This is a genomic window from Actinomyces bovis, assembly GCF_900444995.1.
In the GTDB taxonomy this organism is placed as follows: Bacteria; Actinomycetota; Actinomycetes; order Actinomycetales; family Actinomycetaceae; genus Actinomyces; species Actinomyces bovis.
Window position 1 is genome coordinate 12,365 of record NZ_UAPQ01000007.1, and the last position, 15,758, is coordinate 28,122.

Consider the following 15,758-nt stretch of genomic DNA (forward strand, 5'->3'; position numbering starts at 1 on the left):
TGCGCGCTCAAAGACCGTTAGTTCTAGGGCGCACTCGAAGGGGAGGCGCCCCCACAGCCTCAGCAGGACGCTGAACTTCATCAGGCTTCGGCACCTGGGGGCGGCCGCCCTGGGTCAGTGAGGCCAGGCGCGCCACACGCTCGGCGTGCGCACGGCTCATGCCTGCCGCCTCCAGTGCAACGTCACTTGGGCCCACACGCTGGCGTCCACCAGGCCCAGGCAGGGTCTTAGCAGCGCTAGCCTGGCTAGCTGCCAAGGGCGGCTCACCCTGCGCCAACGCCCCAATTCGTTGTAAGCGCTGGCTCCTGTTGGCACTCAGCTCTGCGCCCTGGCCAACCAGCTCAACACTGCGTGGCTGATCCATTCGTGACGCAGGCAGCGCTACCTCGTGGGCGTGCACCAGCGCGAAGGCCTGGGCAGTGTCACGCAGCATCACCCGCGCACTTTCAGTCTGAGCCTGCTGCTCATACAACGCGGCCAAGGAGCGAACCAAAGCCATCATCTCGACCACCAGCAGCATCGAGTCGGCCGACTGATTAGTCAACGCCAGCGAGAGCGTCTGCGCAGCCAAAGCCAAGGCACTAGGCACATTTGCTTTAGGCGCGGGCCTGGTGTGCGTCTGGCAGTGACGTCCCACAGCCCGGCTAGCGTGCTCCAAGATGCTGCGCTCTTGGACATCACTCCGCTGAAAAGCGGCCGTCGCCAACAGCCCAGATATGTCCCTAGTGGCGTCAGCCAAAGCCACCGGATCGCCGGCATCGATCTGGCAAAGCACGTCCCTAAAGGCGCGCAGCCCCACAGCCCTAGCCTCCCACTGATCAGAGGTGACATGAGCGCTGGGAGACACGACCTTCGCGCCTTGCCAAACTTGTCTCCAGGCGCGTGCTGCTCGGCTAGCGTCCTGGGGGGTGTCAGCCCATCTGGCACGCAAGCGCGGCAACGCCAAGTCTCTGGCCAACCGGCCAGCGCCGTACCACTGTGCCCGCTTAGTGTGGTCATAAGAGTGCAACGCGACGCTGTAGCCCACGACCACGTCGGTGCGCCCAGCAGCAAAACGCGGCCGCGCCCGCACACCGAGCTCGGACAGGCGGTAGACGAAGTCAGACTCGCTGCGCGCCGAGACAGCAGCCGACCTTACACGAGTCTCTAAACGAGCTCTGTCAGTCACAACTTCTTCATCACGTGCGGCCCGCTTGGCGGCCACCAAGTCACCATAAGAGTCCGCGCGTGCGCCACGTTGATGCTCACGCGCCTCAATCACCCGCAACCCATACTTATGCTCGATGGCATTAGCTGCCTTCCCAGAGTTTCGCTCGTCCCTCCAGCGCGACCACCTCGTGCCATCTTCACGCACGACGTTAACCGCGATATGCACGTGGTCACCTCCGTTAACAGAAGTGCCGTGACGAAGAGCAACCCAACGGCACGGAGCCTTCCCATCAGCACCGGTAAACCCCATCGAGTCCATGAAGTCACCCACAACGTCGCGCCACATCTCATCACTGAGCGCACCCTCTTCAGCAGGCAAAGACAACGAACAATGCCACACGTGGTTAGCCGCGTTCTTAACCAACTCAGTCTTCCCCGTGCGACGGTTGTAGACCCGAGCTGCACCCACCGAGCGCACACCTGTCTCTGTCATGAACTGGTCCACGAACCGTGCGATCTCATAACCCTGCGCAGGAGTTAAAGAATCCCAGCCACCCCACCTGCGCGTGATCACATCAGAGCCCGCCACAACATGAGGACACTCGTGCTCATTGGCGTTACCAGGACCCACCAAGTAGTTCAACAACCCAGGAGTCGACCCACCGTCAGTGACCTTCACGATCATCTCCGCGTCACCGCCGAACACTGACGAGCATGTCATTGACCTCGTCAACAGTCGCCTCCACGCGACTAAGCACATCGGCAAAGTTTGACGGGATCTCGCACACAGTATTGGCGTGGTGAGCGATCTGGTTCAAGTTCGTGCAAGCCCCCTCCAGTTGACGCCGATAGCCGCGCAGCAAAGCTACCGCCTCAGCCAAGCTACCCACATCAACATGACCCCCAACCGGACGCAAAGCAGCATCAACCAAAATCTTTGCCATCGACTCACCGCTCGTCTCAGCACGCAGCTCCAACAACTCACGCTCCTGAGGAGTCAGATAAACAGTCAAACGCTCACGGCGCCCCACCCGCATCCGTTCACTACGCCGCAGATCATGACGGGGCCCGCCCCGTGAACTGCTCACACCAGCACCCGCCACCACAACCTCCCAACACATCCGCCCAGCGCAGCGACCCGCCAGGGACCACACCAACAGTGTGCCCCCGCTGGACGAAGGAAGTCCAGCGGCAAGATACCTAGCACAGGTGCTAGGTTCCATCTTGCTCCACTTGTGGCTATCTGTGCGCAGCAATAGCGCACCCAGCCTGGGAACACAGCACTCGCCGTCAGCTGCCACGTTAAGCAACTGAGCACCTATGCCCTTTTGAGCACGCACGATGCGCAACTACCAGCACAGACGCAACCCACTTCAATCAGACCTCTGATACGCGCCTAACTGCCCCTTTGCCCCAACTTCGGTCTGGTCCGGTCCGAGGCTCGCGCCCCGGCAGGGCACGAGCCTTAACGCCGTCGTGCGCGCACGCTCCACGTGATCAGCAAACGGGCAACACCAACGCCCAAGACACCGGAAGGAAGACAATGATCGATCCGCTCGAAGCGCTCTTGAGCTCAGACAACGCACGCGCCGCAGCCGCAAGAAATCTCGGCGCCGCACACAAAGAAATGATCGATGCGATAGCCGCCTACCGCGCGTGCTGGCGCACCGCGACAGGATGCGGCTGGTCAAAAACAGACCTAGTGCGCGCCGGATTCACCGACCCCACCAGACTGCCACGCAAGAGCACAACCCAGCCCGCTAAGACCAACACCGAGGAGTGAGCCACATGACCACCACCGCCCCCACAACCACACACACCGCCCACGTTGAGATTCACGAGACAGGCGCGGCCAGCGTCACCATCAACGACACGGTCTACCCGCTGCGCGCGGCCAACACCGAAGACGCAAGAAAAGAAGCCAAGGAACTCATAATCGACTACGCGCAATCCTTCAACTGCCTCATGCTCACCACAGCCACCGAACCCAGCGGAAGCTGGACCATCTGCATCCACCCAGACGGCTCCGTAACGACACCCCCACCACACCACCCCACCACAGCCGCGCCTCCAAGAAACAGCGGGCACCACGCCCGCATGAGCGCTCCAACCCCACCAGACCAACTCACAGACCCAGCACCGGCTCCCTCACAACCTGTGCACCCCACAACCATGGCGCCACCAGTTGCATCGCCACCCGCGAAGCGAGCAGCAACAACGCACGCTCCCACCACAGCGCAGCCCCTCCCCCAACAGGTGCAGGACATAGACGCGCGCCAGCACGCCCGATCCACCTCCATGCTCACCGAAGCAACCACCGAACTCCCTGCCAAAACCGGCTGGCGTGGGGCCCTCAACCTGCTGGGCCTACACCTGAGCCCAAGCCCAACCGAACGCGCCGAGAGGCAAGACATCGAAGCGGTCGCCCAGCACTGGGCTGGGCCAAGAACAATCGCCATCGTTAACGGAAAAGGCGGATCCGGCAAAACACCCGCAACAGTCCTTCTCTCCGCAACCTTCGCCCGCAACGGCGGCGCCGGAGTCATCGCCTGGGACAACAACCCCACGCGCGGAACCCTGGGGTGGCGCACCCTCCAAGGCTCACACAACTCTTCAGTGGAAGACCTGCTCCCACACGTGGAGCACCTCCTATCCCCCGCTGCTCAGGCCGCCGAACTCGCGGCCTTCGTCCACCACCAACCAGGCGACCGCTTCGACGTCCTACGCTCCCGACCAGAACTGCTAGCCGAGGCCCAATCGGTCGGCCCGCAAGCCTTCAACTCAGTGCACGACGTGCTCCGCAAGTACTACCGCCTGGTGCTCATCGACTCAGGCAACGACGAATCCGCCCCAGCGTGGCGAGCAATGATCAACAAGGCCGACGCCATCGTGGTGCCCACCACGACACGGCCCGAGCACGCCGAATCAGCTCGCCTACTCCTAGACGAGCTCGCCCACACCGACACCCACTGCACCCACCTGGCCGCCAACGCCCTGGTCATCGTCTCCCAAGCATCAAAAGCGGAGCCTGGTCCCAACGAACTCGTTGCCACGTTCAACAACATCGCGCGAGCAGCAATCGGGATCCCATACGACCCCATGATGTCCGGTCGCCCACTGCTGCTGGGCTCCCTTGCGCCCAGCACTCAACGGGCTTGGCTCCAAGCCGGAGCAGCCCTGGCCGCAGGCCTCCGCTAGCCGCAAGCTGAGCTTCGGGTGTGCCGATAGGTGCGCTCACGCTGCACGTTAGGGGTGAGCGGGCACCTCGCCCACCTGTAAGGAGACCTCAATGGAACAGGTCCAGGACAACAATCCGTGGCTGACCAATGAGCGGTCAGGCGCACTGTCGCAGATCACCATCTACACCAAACCCAACTGCCCAGCATGTCGCTTAACCCAGCGCGCACTAGACAAGGCCGGGGTGCAGTTCGCGGTAGTAGATCTGTCCCAGCGCCCCGACATTGTGGCTCAGCTGCGGGCTGAGGGGCTGCTGGCAGCCCCGGTGGTTGAGGGGCCTGACGGTCAGCGATCGTCAGGCTTCCGCCCTGAGCGCATCAAAGCGCTGGTGGAGCTGGCGGGGGCCGGGCCGGTGCTGGCTGGGGGCAGTGGGGATCACCAGCTGCTTCCGCCTGCGCACCGGCCCAATGCTGCCCGCAGGGGGTTGGTGCAGTGAAGGCAAGGAACTGGGTCACCACTGTTCTGGTGGGGCCGCTGATGGCCATGCTCGCGCTGATGATGGCCAGCGGAGGAGAAAGCCAAGATGAGGAGGCCAAGAAGATTGAGGTTCCCACGCTCCAAACCGGCACGGGCCTGAGTAGCAAGGTGCCCGAGGCCTACCGCGCGCTGATTGAACGCGCGGCCACCGTCTGCCCTGAGATCACCGCGCCGCTGCTGGCCTCCCAGCTGGCACAAGAAAGCGGTTTCAACCCCAATGCCACCTCACCGGTCGGGGCTCAAGGGATCGCCCAGTTCATGCCGGGCACCTGGGCCACCGCTGGCAGGGACGGGGACGGTGACGGGATCGCAGACGTGTGGAACCCCGCTGACGCTATCTGGTCCCAAGCCCACTACATGTGCAACAACGTTGCGTCTTTGAAAGGGCTTGCCGGTGCGGGCCGGGTTTCAGGAGACCTCATCGACCTGGCGCTAGCCGCCTACAACGCTGGCCTGGGGAACGTTATTGCGCACGGGGGCGTGCCTCCGTTTGCTGAAACCACCAACTACATCAGGGTCATCAAAGCGCGTATGGCTGAGTTCACCGCCCCTGCCCCATTGGTGGAGGAATACGAGCCAGGCCAAGGGGGAGAGTGGAAGGCGCCAGCATCCGGGCCGATCACCAGTCCGTTTGGCTATCGTCTGCACCCCATCCTGGGTTACCAGGCACTGCACGAGGGTACAGACCTCAATGGTGGAGGCTGTGGCGGGCCGATCTACGCAGCTGCTGGCGGGACCGTGAAATTCGCCGGCATGGACGATGACACCGGCACCGTCACTATCGCTCATGGCGGTGGCGTGAGCACTAGCTATCTGCATGTGCCAGAAAGCGGGATCTTCGTGAAAGTTGGTGACACCGTCACTGCGGGCCAGCGGATCGCTGTGGTCGGCTCAACAGGCAGGTCAACGGCCTGTCACCTGCACTTCGAAGTCAGGATCAACGGTCAACCCACGGACCCCGTGCCGTTCATGGCCCAACGCGGAGTCCCCTTGAGGTGAAGCCGTTGTGTGTGGTATGGTTTGTCTACTCCCCTTAACGGGAGCCGCGCTTCATTGAGGATATGTAGTGAGCTTGAATGGGGTCACAACAGATTCCGGCTTGCAGCCCTTCCGGGGGCTGCGCTTCATTTTGCGGCATCCTTCGGGGAGTGCTTCGGAGGGCGGGGGCGGTGAGACTTTTGGTTTCACCGCCCCCGTTCTGTGTTAGTTCAGGTGCTGGATGATGAATGCGTTGGCGCATTCACGGCGGGTGCGTCCTTGAGCGATGGCGTATGTTAGTCGGTCGTTTTGGTTGGCCATCGCGTCTGCGTGGCTAGGCGATTCGTAGGCGAACCAGCCTTCGCCGTGCCACTGAGAGAGGTAGTCGTCGTATCGTTCGAGGGTTGCTATGCGTTCTCCGTTGTCGAGGAGGCATGCCAGGCCTGGGCATATGGTGTGAATGCTGTAGGTGGTCATGGTTGGACCTTTCTTGCGGTGTGTCGGCTAAGGAGCCGATGTCCCCCGGGCTTGGGGGACACACCCCGGTCAAGCCGGGGGGTGGTGGCTGTCAAGGCCCTAGAGAGGTGACCCGCGCGGTGGTGCTGCGCACACGGAGCTTGCGGAGTGTGGACAGCACCAGGGCCAGCGGGTCACCTCGTGCCTTGACAGGCGGTGAACCACCCCCCGGCTACGCTGGGTGTCCCACGAGACGGGATTAACGGTGAGCACAAAAGGCCGCGCACCGGCCTAAACAGGGTCCGTGAGCTCGTCATGGGTCATTGGGCCGGTGCGCGGCCAGGCAGAATTTTCAGGCAGTCTGCCCGTAGGGCAGGCCGCTCCTGACCCCTGCTATGGCTGGGCGTGACGGTAGACGCTGGCGCGTGAGACCCCCAATGCGCGGGCGACGGCCGCGACGCTGGCCCCGCCGGCCAGCATGGCGCTTGCGGCCTCGGCCTTGTCCTGGCTCCACACGCTGGGGCGCCCGATAGGGACGCCGCGCCTGCGGGCGGCCGCCAGCCCCGCAGTGGTTCTCTCAGCGACCAGGTCACGCTCAAAGGCAGCCAGGGCCGCGAAAACGTTAAGCATGAGGCGGCCTGTGGCGGTAGTGGTGTCGATGGCCTCATGCAGGCTGCGCAGGGCCACTGCCCTGGCGTGGAGCTCCTCGACTGTGGCCACTAGGTGGGGCAGGGACCGCCCCAGGCGGTCCAGGCGCCACACCACTAGGGTGTCACCGGCATTGAGGTTGGCCAGGGCTGCTTCCAAGCCCGGGCGGGCGGCCAGGGCGCCCGAGGCAGTGTCGGTGTGCACGCGGGCGCACCCCGCCCCCGCCAGAGCGTCGAGCTGAAGATCTAGACACTGATCAGGGGTAGAGACACGCGCGTAGCCGATGGTGGTCACTACCCCATCATGACGCTTCCCCGTGCGATGTCGTCGCCACGGGAGGTGTTTTGGACGCGGGTTTTGGACGCGCTGTGCTCGGCGTGTCGCGGTGATTGGGTGGGGTGTCCTAAAGGGGTCGGTTTAGATACACAGCCCGCTCTACCCTCCACCGAGCACTCAGCCGATTAGGCATGGGAGTGCTGAGGTGTCAGATGCTGGAGAGGTTCAGGTCTGTGTAGTCGGTGGGGTCCTGGACGTGGAGGAAGTCCGTCTCGGTGAGGAAGTGGCACCAGGGGATCTGGGTGCCGTCGATGTGGAGGCGGCGGCCGCCGCTCCAGCAGGCGAGTTCGATATGGCAGGGGGTCTCGTTGTAGACGAGTTCGATGGCGGGGAGGATGTCTTTGTCGCTGGTGAATACGATGGCGGCGTCGATGGCGCCACGCATGGCGTACTTGGCGAGGTCGACGGCGAGGGCGACGTCAATGCCCTTCTCGGAGGCGGGGATGTCGGGCCACTGGGGTGGGTACTGGAGGTTGCGTCGGATGACGGTGACGCCGGTTGCCTCCCAGTCGACTGTCTGGCGGTCGTTGGCGCGGGCGGAGGCGGCCTGGCGAGTAGGGTTGGGGCGGCCGCGGTAGACGCGGGTGTCGATGAGCTGGCTGGGTCGGCGGCGGCGGCTGACGAGGAGCTCGGCTGTGGCCTTGGGCCAGATGTGGCCGTCGGCGGTGTTGAAACAGCGCTTCGCCCAGCCAGCGACGTTCTGGTAGTCGAAGAAGACGGCGACGCGATCCATGACGGGTACCTCACTTGGCAAAAAAACCCCGCCAATCCCTGAGGATGGCGGGGCGGAATGAGACAACCATACCGCGTCCGGGCGACAGCGGCAACAGGCAGCACGCGGGCGCGATGGCGTGATATCGGCTGTCACTGAGCTCGATGGAGGCTACCCAAGGTGGGGCGAGCTGGTAGGAGGTGGAGCGCCGCTCGTTGTTGGTCGGGGTCGATGCCGAGGTAGCGGCCGGTAGTGGCCAGTGAGGAGTGGCGCATGAGGGTCTGGACGACTCGGCTGTCGGCGCCAGCTCGCAGGAGCGCGGTGGCGAAGTAGTGGCGGAGCTGATGCGCGCTCCCCCGGACACCGGCACGGTCGAGGGCCCGTGAGATGACCGTGCCGACGGTCTGGGGCCTGACGGGTAAGCCTGGTCGGGCAGGTGAGGGGAACCAGTAACCGGTGCGTGGATACCCGCCTGCGAGGCCGAGGATGACGGGGTGGGCGGGTAGGAGGTCGTCGCGGCCACCTTTGCCGACGACATGGAGGCTGCCGGTGATGGGGTCGATGTCAGTGCCACGGATGCGGGCAATCTCGTGGATGCGCAGGCCAGCGTAGGCGGCCAGGAGGATCTTAGCTCGGGTGGAGCGGCGTAGCGGCAGGGCGAGGACGGCGTCGAACTGGGCGTCGGTGATGGGGCGTGGACGTCCTGCGGGCACACGGGGTCTGGGCACGCGGATGGTGGGGTCATCGTCACGGTGGCCGGCGAGCACGAGCCACCGGGTCCAGGCGCGGACGATGGAGTAGTAGGCCTCGCGGGTCGCGGGGGTTGAGAGGGTGGCAAGCCAGGCGGACAGTGTGGTCGAGGTCAGGGCTGCCGGGTCGGTGCCGGTGTCTCGTGCGAGCTGGGCGATTACGCGGGTGCGCTCAGTGATGGTGCGCTCGGACAGTCCCTGGCCGGCCATGGTGGTGGCCCAGGTGCCGATGAGGAGGATGCGGGCGTTGGCGGCGGTGACGAGTTTCAGGGATGCGCTCATGACGTCAGCGTCACCCGGCCCCCCTCTCCTCCGCTGTCGGGTGGGTTGGGGCCCGGGCGGCGATGATCGAGCGGGCTACCGTCGGGCAGCGTTTCCTGTAGGCAGGACGCCGGCCGGGGTAGGTGGGAAGGGCTGGCCGCCGTTGTGGTTGGCCTCGACGGCCTCGGTGGCCGCGATGAGGGCGCTGGCAGCCCACTGTCCGAAGGTCGGGTAGTCGCTGCCGGGTTGGGCGCAGGCGATGCGCCAGGCGGTGCGGGCACGTCCGAGGTCGTTGGCGTCCATACGGATCGTAAGCTTCGCCTGAGCCGGCGGGGACGGCTGGCTGCCAGCAGCTGTCTCGCTGAGAATCTGCACCGGACGGGTGGCGTGCCTGGGGTCAGCTGACCCACTGGGCGTGAACGCCGGGTGTGATCTCGATCCCTGTGGGGATGTGGAGGCTGGGGCTGTAGACGATAGTCTCGCTGCCGATGTGCTGGGTGGCGGCGGTATGGGCGATGGGGAAGCGTGCGCACCGCGCGTCGCCGTAGAGGTCGGCCCAGATGAGCTCCTTGTCGTCGTAGGTCAGCAGCCACGGGTAGGGGGCGGCCAGGAGCTGGTCAGCGAGACGGGTGTGGTCGTCGTCGTCGAAAGCGTGCAGGTAGAGGTTGCCGCCCTGCTCGACGTAGGGCGGGTCGGCGTAGACGAGCAGGTCGTCGCCCAGTGGCCTGAGGGTGGCGAGGAAGCTGAGCCCGTCCTGCTGGGTGACGTGGATTCGTTCGCTGAGCGTGGCCACGGCGTTGAGTCGCTGGATGAGGGCGGGCTTGTTGAATCGGGCGTCGATCTTCCAGCGGCCGGTCTGCTCCAGTCCGCCGATGGGACGGGCGTCGAGGATGCCGGAGCGGTTGGTGCGGTTGAGGAAGAAGGTCGCGAAGGCGAGCGTGAGGTCGTCGCTGTCGCAGGCCTGGTAGACGGCGCGCTGGTGGTGCCACTGTTCGATGGTCACGGGCGCGTCCTGGATCAGGTTGATGAGCGCGCGTGATCTGTCCGGGCAGGTGGCGGTGCGCCAGAAGGCGGCGACGCCGGCGTTGAGGTCGTTGAGGTGGATGTGCTCGACGACGCCGTCGGTCAGCAGGCGTAGTGCGGCGCCGGCGCCGCCGGCGTAGGGCTCGGCGTAGTGGGTTGGGACCGGGTCCTGGGCGTTGATGACGCGTGCGAAGAAGGGGGCCAGGCGGGCCTTGCCGCCGGGGTATCGCAGGGGGGACAGGTACCTCACGGGTCAAGCCTGCCTGTTTTCCTTGTCCGTGGCCACCGCTGGGGCATCCGGCTTGCCCAGGTCGTCGTTGATGGCGTTGAGCAGCGGGGGGAAGAGCCTGTTGGCTCTCTCGGCGATCTCGGTCGCTGCGGTGAACCGGTAGGAGTGGACGCAGTCGTTGAGGTCTCGCAGGAGGTGCCCGTCAGCTTGGTCGGTGCGTACGGCTGCCCACGTTCCGCTCAACTCTGGCCGTTCGGGGGTCTTGGCGTCGAGCTTGGGATCGAGGTGGCGCAGCACGGCAGCGATCTTGTCGTAGAGCCTTGTCCCGTTCTTCGGCTGGAGGTCACGGTGGTGGATGAGGGCGTCAACGGCGAGCTCGACGACGACGCGAGCCATGACCGAGGCGGTCTCCGGGTGGGTCTTGATCTCGATGGAGGCGCACTCCCTGAGCAGGTCCCTGACCCTGTCTGGCATGTTCTTGGATGGCACGCCGTGGTAGAGGTGGGTCTCGCTCTTGCGTGGCTTGTTCGATGGCGTTGACGACTTGCCGCTGCCTGGACGCTGGCCACCGTTGCTGTCAGCCGGGGTCGGTTGCGTCTTTTCAACGTCGTCGTCGGTGTCGGGCGTGCCTGACGGAACGGGGCCCGGGCCTGATGGCGGTGCCGGGGGCTTGAAGACGTCGTTGTCGCCGATAGTGCGCTCCCACAGGTCGGTGAGCAGGCTCTCGGCGGAGGCCTGAGTGTTGAGCGTGCGCGAGGAGAACACGTCCTTCTTGTCGGGCTCTTGGGACGATTTCGATGGCTTCCTCAGCATGCCTTCAACGAGCGCCTCGATGAACGGCCTGATCCTGCTGGGGTCGACGTCGGTACGGATCCTGCCGTCAGGGCCGAGGGTCGCTTTCAGGTGCTGCTTGAGACCCCAGTTGTAGACGCGCCCCATGAGCGTGTACTGCTCACGTCGAGCCCGGTCAATGAGGGTGGCCAGGGACGGGGCGCCGTCGTACGCCTCCTCCAGCCAGTACCAGAACTCGTTCCACTCGACCCGGGCACCGCCATTGTTGACCTGGTCGAGGTAGACCATCTCGGGCCCCCACGAGGCGGTGCCCTCGCCGTCTCCGGCGCCGTGGTGCCTGAGCTGGATCCAGTAGCGCGCGTCAGCTCGGCGCTCAAGCTCGACGCAGCTCGGCTTGATAGCGTCGACGTCGATGCTGGCTGCGTCTCTGATGCTCTTGAAGCGCCCAGCCAGGCTCGCCGGCGCCTTGTCCGGGTGCTGCAGCAGGTAGCAGGCGACGAGGCGCCGGTTACCCTCCAGGACCACGTACCTGCCACCCTCCTTGACGACGATCCATGACTCGGCCGGGCTGAGTCCGTGCTCTGCGACGCTCTTGGCGAGGACAACGATCTTGTCCCCGAACATGTCGAGGAGGCGGGCTCTGGCCTGCTCCTCCGTTTCGGCGTCGTGGCGGCCGAGTCGTGGGTTGCGCAGGTCGAGGTGGAGCCGGCTGATCGCGCGGGGTCTGGGTGGTTTGTGGTCCACCGGGCGGGCCTTTCGGTAAGGGATGGGGCGGGGTGCGAGGGCGTTCAGGCTGCGGGGGTGGCGTGCCTGGTGAGGTAGGCCTCCAGCGCCTCGCGCATGACAGCGCTGGGGGTGGTTCCGTGAGCGGCGGCGTAGGCGTCCAGGGCGTCGCTGGTGGCCTCTGGCAGGCGCACCTGACGGCGCGGGGAGCGCCCCTTGCCGGTGGCGCGAGCCGCACCGAGGTTGGGGCGGCCTCCGAGGATCACGTCGAGCTCCTCGTCGCTGATGCGGGAACCGTCGCGGTGATGGACGTGACCGAGTCGCTGGACCCGGCCAGCGGTGACATCCTCGTCGAGCTGGTCGTAGTAGGCCTGCTCGGCGTCGGTGAAGACATTGCTGGTGGTCATGGGCGTACCTTTCTCAGGTGTCCTAGTCGGTGGGTGGGATGAGGTCGCGGTAGAGGTCGGTGACCTCCATAGCGTGGAAGATAGTGCGGCCGCCGCGTCCGTCAACGGCCACACCGACCTCTAGGTAGCGCAGGGCCTGCGGGTGGGGCAGGCCGACGAACATGAAGGATCGAGTACCGCGGTGGCGTGAGGTTATCTCGGTGTAACCGACGTTGTGGACGACGGCGTGCTCGGCGTCGGGGTGGGGGACGCCGTGCTTGTCGGCGCTGGCCGTGAACTCGAATCCCATACATGTATGGTACTACCAAAGAGGGGGTGGTGTCCACCCTTTTTCCTGGCTCTTAGAGCCGGTCGAGTGCGGTGCGGTGCGCTGCTGGTCCTGGTCCACGGCCAGGTAGCGGGCTGTGGTGGACAGGGATGCGTGGCGCATGAGGGTCTGCACGACGCGGCTGTCGGTGCCGGTGCGCAGGAGCTCGGTGGCGAAGTGATGGCGGAGCTGGTGGGCGGTAGCGGGGGTGCCCGCCCTGGTGAAGGCGCTGACTATGACGTCTCCGACCGCTTTCGGGGTCACGTGCCGGCCAGAGCGGGTGGGTGAGGGGAACCAGTAGCCTGAGCGGGGGTAGGCACGCGCCAGCTCCATCACTCTTGGGTGTGCAGGCAGGGTCGCAGTGGTTCCGCCCTTCCCGGTGATGGTGATCGTGGCGGCGACGTGGTCGATGTCCTGGCCTCTTATCTTGGCGATCTCGTGGACGCGCATACCTGCATAGGCGCCGAGGATGATCTTGGCTTCTGTGTCCCGGCGCAGGGGCAGGGCCAGGACGGCGGCGAGTTGCTCACTGGTCACGGGGCGGGGCAGCCAGGTGGGCGTACGGGGGTGGGGCACCAGGAGGGTGGGGTCGTCAGTTCGTCTGCCTGAGCGGACCAGCCACCTGCTCCAGGCCCTGACCACGGCGTGGTAAGCGCCCTTGGTGGCAGGACTGGGAAGCCCGGCCAGCCAGGCGGTTAGCACCCCTGGGGTGAGGGCCTGCAGGTCGGCTCCGGTGGTGGCCGCCAGCTGCGCGACGACTCGGCGGCGCTCGGTGATGGTGCGACCGGCTAGTCCCTGTGCCTGCATGTCTAGGGTCCAGACGTCTAGGAGGGCGGTAGGTGTTTCAGGGATGTGGTGTCTCATGGCCCAGCCTCCGCCTCCTGGGCCATGAGACACCAACGGCCTATTGGGCCAGGCGGCCCCTGGGGATCACGCCTGCTGGGGTCGGGGCGAACGGGCGGCCGCCGTTTAGGCGGGCCTCGGCCTCGGTCGTGGCCGCCTCAACGGCAGCCACGAGCCAGTCGTTGAAGGTCGTGGCCTCCCCCAGGGCCAGGCTGTTGGCCCAGGCGGTCCTGGCCCGCCCGAGCACGTCCTCATCCAGGCGGAGGGTCACCTTCCGCCTAGCGTCGCCAGCATTGCTGGCTTTTCTGCTACTGCCAGCAATACTGTCATTGACAGCACGGCTGGCTCTGCCAGCATTGACAGCAGTGCTGGCTGTGCTGGCAATGGCGGGCAGCTCGGCGGGGTCGGGGCCGGTGGCCTTGGGGACCGTGACTGCCTTGCGGGGTTTGGGCGCTGGCTTCATCGGCTGACCTCCTTGGTGAGCAGCTCGACGATCGAGTCAATGGCGTTGGCGTAGTCGTGTGCCTCGCGACGCGGTACGGGGACCTGGTTGGTTGCGGCCGTGGCCACCACTTCCCGCTCGGGCAGGTGGTCGGGCAGCATGAGGTCATCATGGCCCAGACGCAGCTGCTCCATCCAGGCCACTCGGTCCTGCCTGTCGGCACGCCACTTGTTCACGACGATGCCCAGGACCTCCAGGCCGGGGTTGTAGTACCGCCTCACGGTGTCGACGGTGGACAAGAGCTCGTCCACGCCGTCGACCGAGGAGGCCCTGGGCTCGGTCACCACCAGGACGTGCGTGGCTGCCGCCAGGCAGGCCAGGGTCAGGCTCCCCAGGGACGGTGGGCAGTCGATGAGCACGACGTCATAGTCGTGCTCCACCCCCTCCAGAGCGGTCCTGAGCGTGAACTCCCGGCCCGGCCGGTTGTCGGCCTCCCGGCTGGCGAGCGCCCGCTCGGAGGGCACAACGTCGATACGGCCCCATGCCTCACCGGCGGGGGTGATGGCGGCCGCGATAGCGCCGGCACCAGCCTGGCCGCTCGCAACGGCCACCAGGACGTCGTTGAGCGTGCGGCTCTCGGCGTCTAGCTGGGCATCCATGATGGTGGTGGCGTTGGCCTGTGGATCGGCGTCGATCACTAGGACTCGCTTCCCGGCCACGGCCAGGCGGTGGGCAAGGTTGATGGCGGTGGAGGTCTTGCCGACCCCGCCCTTCTGATTGGCTACGGCGATGATGTCAGCCATCGTGGCTCTCCAGTTCCTTCATACGGTCGATTTCTTCCAGGAGGTAGTCGATGTATGTCTCTGCCCGGTCTCTGAGGTCTTGTTGGGCCTGCCATCTCTCGTACCTGTTGCCTTGAGTGCAGGCGGCCAAGGCGGCTCGGGCCTCGCTTATAACCTGTGCTGTGGTCGTTGGTGGATCGGTGATCATGGTGTTATCCCCAGCCCTGCGAGTCGTCTCCTACAGCTGGACCTGAGGCCCACGGGTCCACCCACTCCTCTGGAGGCTGGTAGCCCCCCCCTGGTAGCCGCCAGAGCCCTGGCCGCCGCCGTTGTAGCCGCCGCCCTGACCTCCGGGACCGCCTGCACGTGGGGTGCGGGTGACCTCGGCCTTGGCGTAGCGCAGCGAGGGGCCGACCTCATCCACCAGCAGCTCGTAGACCGTGCGGCTGGCGCCCTCACGGGTGGTGTAGGAGCGCTGGGTCAGACGGCCCTGCACGATCACGCGCATGCCCTTCTTCAGCGAGGAGGCCACGTTGTCGGCCGTGTCCCGCCACACCGAGCAGGACAGGAACAGCGCCTCGCCGTCCTCCCACTGGTTCGTCTGGCGGTTGAAGGACCTGGGCGTGGAGGCCACACGGAAGGAAGCGACCGCCGCACCGCTAGGGGTGAAGCGCATCTCCGGGTCCGCCACCAGGTTACCGACGACGGTGATTACAGGCTCTCCGGTCATGATGATCTCTCTTTTCTTTGGTGTCGGGTGTTCAGGGCAGCCAGCACTGACAGCATTGCTGGCAGTAGCAGACCGGCCAGCAATGCTGGCGTCGACGGCAAGGCCAGCCGTTTGCGTTTATGGGCCACCGAGCTCTTCGGGCCAGCCCTCGCCTGGGACGTCTGCGAGGTGGACGGCGTCGATGAGGCGTTCCTGGAGCAGCGCGACCTCGGCCTGGATTGCCCCGAGCTGGTCAAGGCGATAGGGGGCTGCGGCGGCAGCAAGGGACACGTCGTCACTGTCGCAAAGCTCAACGAGCCCGCTCTCCCGCTGCTCAAGCTCACGGAGGAGGGTCGTCAGGCCCGAGACGACGAGCTGCGCCTCGCGAACGCTCAGCTCTACGGGATAAGACCTCATTCACCATCACCGCCCTGCGCGACTTGCTGGCAGATCTGATCCTGACGGCTCTGCTGGCAGTGCTGGCGACTACGGGTCGGC

General features: G+C 65.6%; 21 protein-coding genes. 5 read left to right on the top strand and 16 right to left on the bottom strand.

Annotation, left to right across the window (positions count from 1 at the left end; genetic code table 11):
• Positions 1–7: 7 nt before the first annotated feature.
• The gene (locus tag DR039_RS05615; protein WP_170166920.1) at positions 8–1,642 is read right to left on the bottom strand and encodes a relaxase/mobilization nuclease domain-containing protein; all 1,635 of its coding nucleotides are present in this window, start codon (positions 1,640–1,642) and stop codon (positions 8–10) included.
• Positions 1,643–1,841: 199 nt separating this feature from the next.
• Positions 1,842–2,237 carry a plasmid mobilization relaxosome protein MobC gene (gene mobC, locus DR039_RS05620; protein WP_229116841.1) on the bottom strand — a complete coding sequence of 132 codons (396 nt, stop codon included), beginning with the start codon at positions 2,235–2,237 and terminating at the stop codon, positions 1,842–1,844.
• 455 nt (positions 2,238–2,692) lie between these two features.
• Here mobC and DR039_RS05625 point away from each other — a divergent pair, with 455 nt between their 5' ends.
• The 4 genes from DR039_RS05625 (at position 2,693) to DR039_RS05640 (ending at position 5,862) form a co-directional block, all read left to right on the top strand.
• On the top strand, positions 2,693–2,932 hold the full coding sequence (locus DR039_RS05625) for a hypothetical protein (RefSeq protein WP_229116842.1): 240 nt from the start codon (positions 2,693–2,695) through the stop codon (positions 2,930–2,932).
• A 5-nt stretch (positions 2,933–2,937) separates the two neighbouring features.
• A complete protein-coding gene (locus tag DR039_RS05630; protein ID WP_111836443.1) occupies positions 2,938–4,347 on the top strand; it encodes a ParA family protein in 1,410 nt (469 codons plus the stop codon).
• Between the two features lie 91 nt (positions 4,348–4,438).
• Positions 4,439–4,822 (top strand): glutaredoxin domain-containing protein, encoded by a 384-nt coding sequence (locus DR039_RS05635; protein WP_111836444.1) that lies wholly within the window; start codon positions 4,439–4,441, stop codon positions 4,820–4,822.
• Positions 4,819–5,862 (top strand): peptidoglycan DD-metalloendopeptidase family protein, encoded by a 1,044-nt coding sequence (locus DR039_RS05640; protein ID WP_126622335.1) that lies wholly within the window; start codon positions 4,819–4,821, stop codon positions 5,860–5,862. The genes DR039_RS05635 and DR039_RS05640 overlap by 4 nt, the downstream gene beginning before the upstream one ends.
• A gap of 204 nt (positions 5,863–6,066) precedes the next feature.
• Here DR039_RS05640 and DR039_RS05645 read toward each other — a convergent pair whose 3' ends face one another.
• The 14 genes from DR039_RS05645 to DR039_RS05710 all read right to left on the bottom strand — a co-directional run bounded on the left by DR039_RS05645 (position 6,067) and on the right by DR039_RS05710 (position 15,281).
• On the bottom strand, positions 6,067–6,318 hold the full coding sequence (locus DR039_RS05645; RefSeq protein ID WP_111836446.1) for a hypothetical protein: 252 nt from the start codon (positions 6,316–6,318) through the stop codon (positions 6,067–6,069).
• Positions 6,319–6,690: 372 nt separating this feature from the next.
• Positions 6,691–7,239, bottom strand: coding sequence for a recombinase family protein (locus tag DR039_RS05650; protein WP_111836447.1), 549 nt, complete (start codon positions 7,237–7,239; stop codon positions 6,691–6,693).
• 190 nt (positions 7,240–7,429) lie between these two features.
• Positions 7,430–8,014, bottom strand: coding sequence for an NYN domain-containing protein (locus DR039_RS05655; RefSeq protein ID WP_111836448.1), 585 nt, complete (start codon positions 8,012–8,014; stop codon positions 7,430–7,432).
• A gap of 131 nt (positions 8,015–8,145) precedes the next feature.
• A complete protein-coding gene (locus tag DR039_RS05660; protein ID WP_111836449.1) occupies positions 8,146–9,024 on the bottom strand; it encodes a tyrosine-type recombinase/integrase in 879 nt (292 codons plus the stop codon).
• Positions 9,025–9,099: 75 nt separating this feature from the next.
• On the bottom strand, positions 9,100–9,306 hold the full coding sequence (locus DR039_RS05665) for a hypothetical protein (RefSeq protein WP_111836450.1): 207 nt from the start codon (positions 9,304–9,306) through the stop codon (positions 9,100–9,102).
• Positions 9,307–9,400: 94 nt separating this feature from the next.
• Positions 9,401–10,276, bottom strand: coding sequence for a DNA adenine methylase (locus DR039_RS05670; RefSeq protein ID WP_111836451.1), 876 nt, complete (start codon positions 10,274–10,276; stop codon positions 9,401–9,403).
• Positions 10,277–10,279: 3 nt separating this feature from the next.
• Positions 10,280–11,791, bottom strand: a complete 1,512-nt coding sequence (locus DR039_RS05675) for a ParB N-terminal domain-containing protein (RefSeq protein WP_111836452.1) — start codon at positions 11,789–11,791, stop codon at positions 10,280–10,282.
• 44 nt (positions 11,792–11,835) lie between these two features.
• Positions 11,836–12,177: a CopG family ribbon-helix-helix protein gene (locus tag DR039_RS05680; protein WP_111836453.1), complete on the bottom strand. Its 342-nt coding sequence runs from the start codon at positions 12,175–12,177 to the stop codon at positions 11,836–11,838.
• 22 nt (positions 12,178–12,199) lie between these two features.
• Entirely contained in the window at positions 12,200–12,466 is a 267-nt protein-coding gene (locus tag DR039_RS05685; RefSeq protein ID WP_111836454.1) for a hypothetical protein, read from the bottom strand.
• Between the two features lie 12 nt (positions 12,467–12,478).
• Complete coding sequence (locus tag DR039_RS11690) at positions 12,479–13,348, bottom strand: tyrosine-type recombinase/integrase (RefSeq protein WP_111836455.1); 870 nt, start codon at positions 13,346–13,348, stop codon at positions 12,479–12,481.
• Between the two features lie 40 nt (positions 13,349–13,388).
• Entirely contained in the window at positions 13,389–13,790 is a 402-nt protein-coding gene (locus tag DR039_RS05695) for a hypothetical protein (protein WP_111836456.1), read from the bottom strand.
• The gene (locus DR039_RS05700; RefSeq protein WP_111836457.1) at positions 13,787–14,572 is read right to left on the bottom strand and encodes a ParA family protein; all 786 of its coding nucleotides are present in this window, start codon (positions 14,570–14,572) and stop codon (positions 13,787–13,789) included. Before DR039_RS05700 ends, DR039_RS05695 begins: the two co-directional genes overlap by 4 nt.
• Complete coding sequence (locus tag DR039_RS05705; RefSeq protein ID WP_111836458.1) at positions 14,565–14,759, bottom strand: hypothetical protein; 195 nt, start codon at positions 14,757–14,759, stop codon at positions 14,565–14,567. The genes DR039_RS05700 and DR039_RS05705 overlap by 8 nt, the downstream gene beginning before the upstream one ends.
• 30 nt (positions 14,760–14,789) lie before the next feature.
• Positions 14,790–15,281, bottom strand: coding sequence for a single-stranded DNA-binding protein (locus DR039_RS05710; RefSeq protein WP_111836459.1), 492 nt, complete (start codon positions 15,279–15,281; stop codon positions 14,790–14,792).
• A gap of 27 nt (positions 15,282–15,308) precedes the next feature.
• Here DR039_RS05710 and DR039_RS11250 point away from each other — a divergent pair, with 27 nt between their 5' ends.
• On the top strand, positions 15,309–15,716 hold the full coding sequence (locus DR039_RS11250) for a hypothetical protein (RefSeq protein ID WP_172458367.1): 408 nt from the start codon (positions 15,309–15,311) through the stop codon (positions 15,714–15,716).
• The last annotated feature ends 42 nt before the right edge of the window (positions 15,717–15,758 follow it).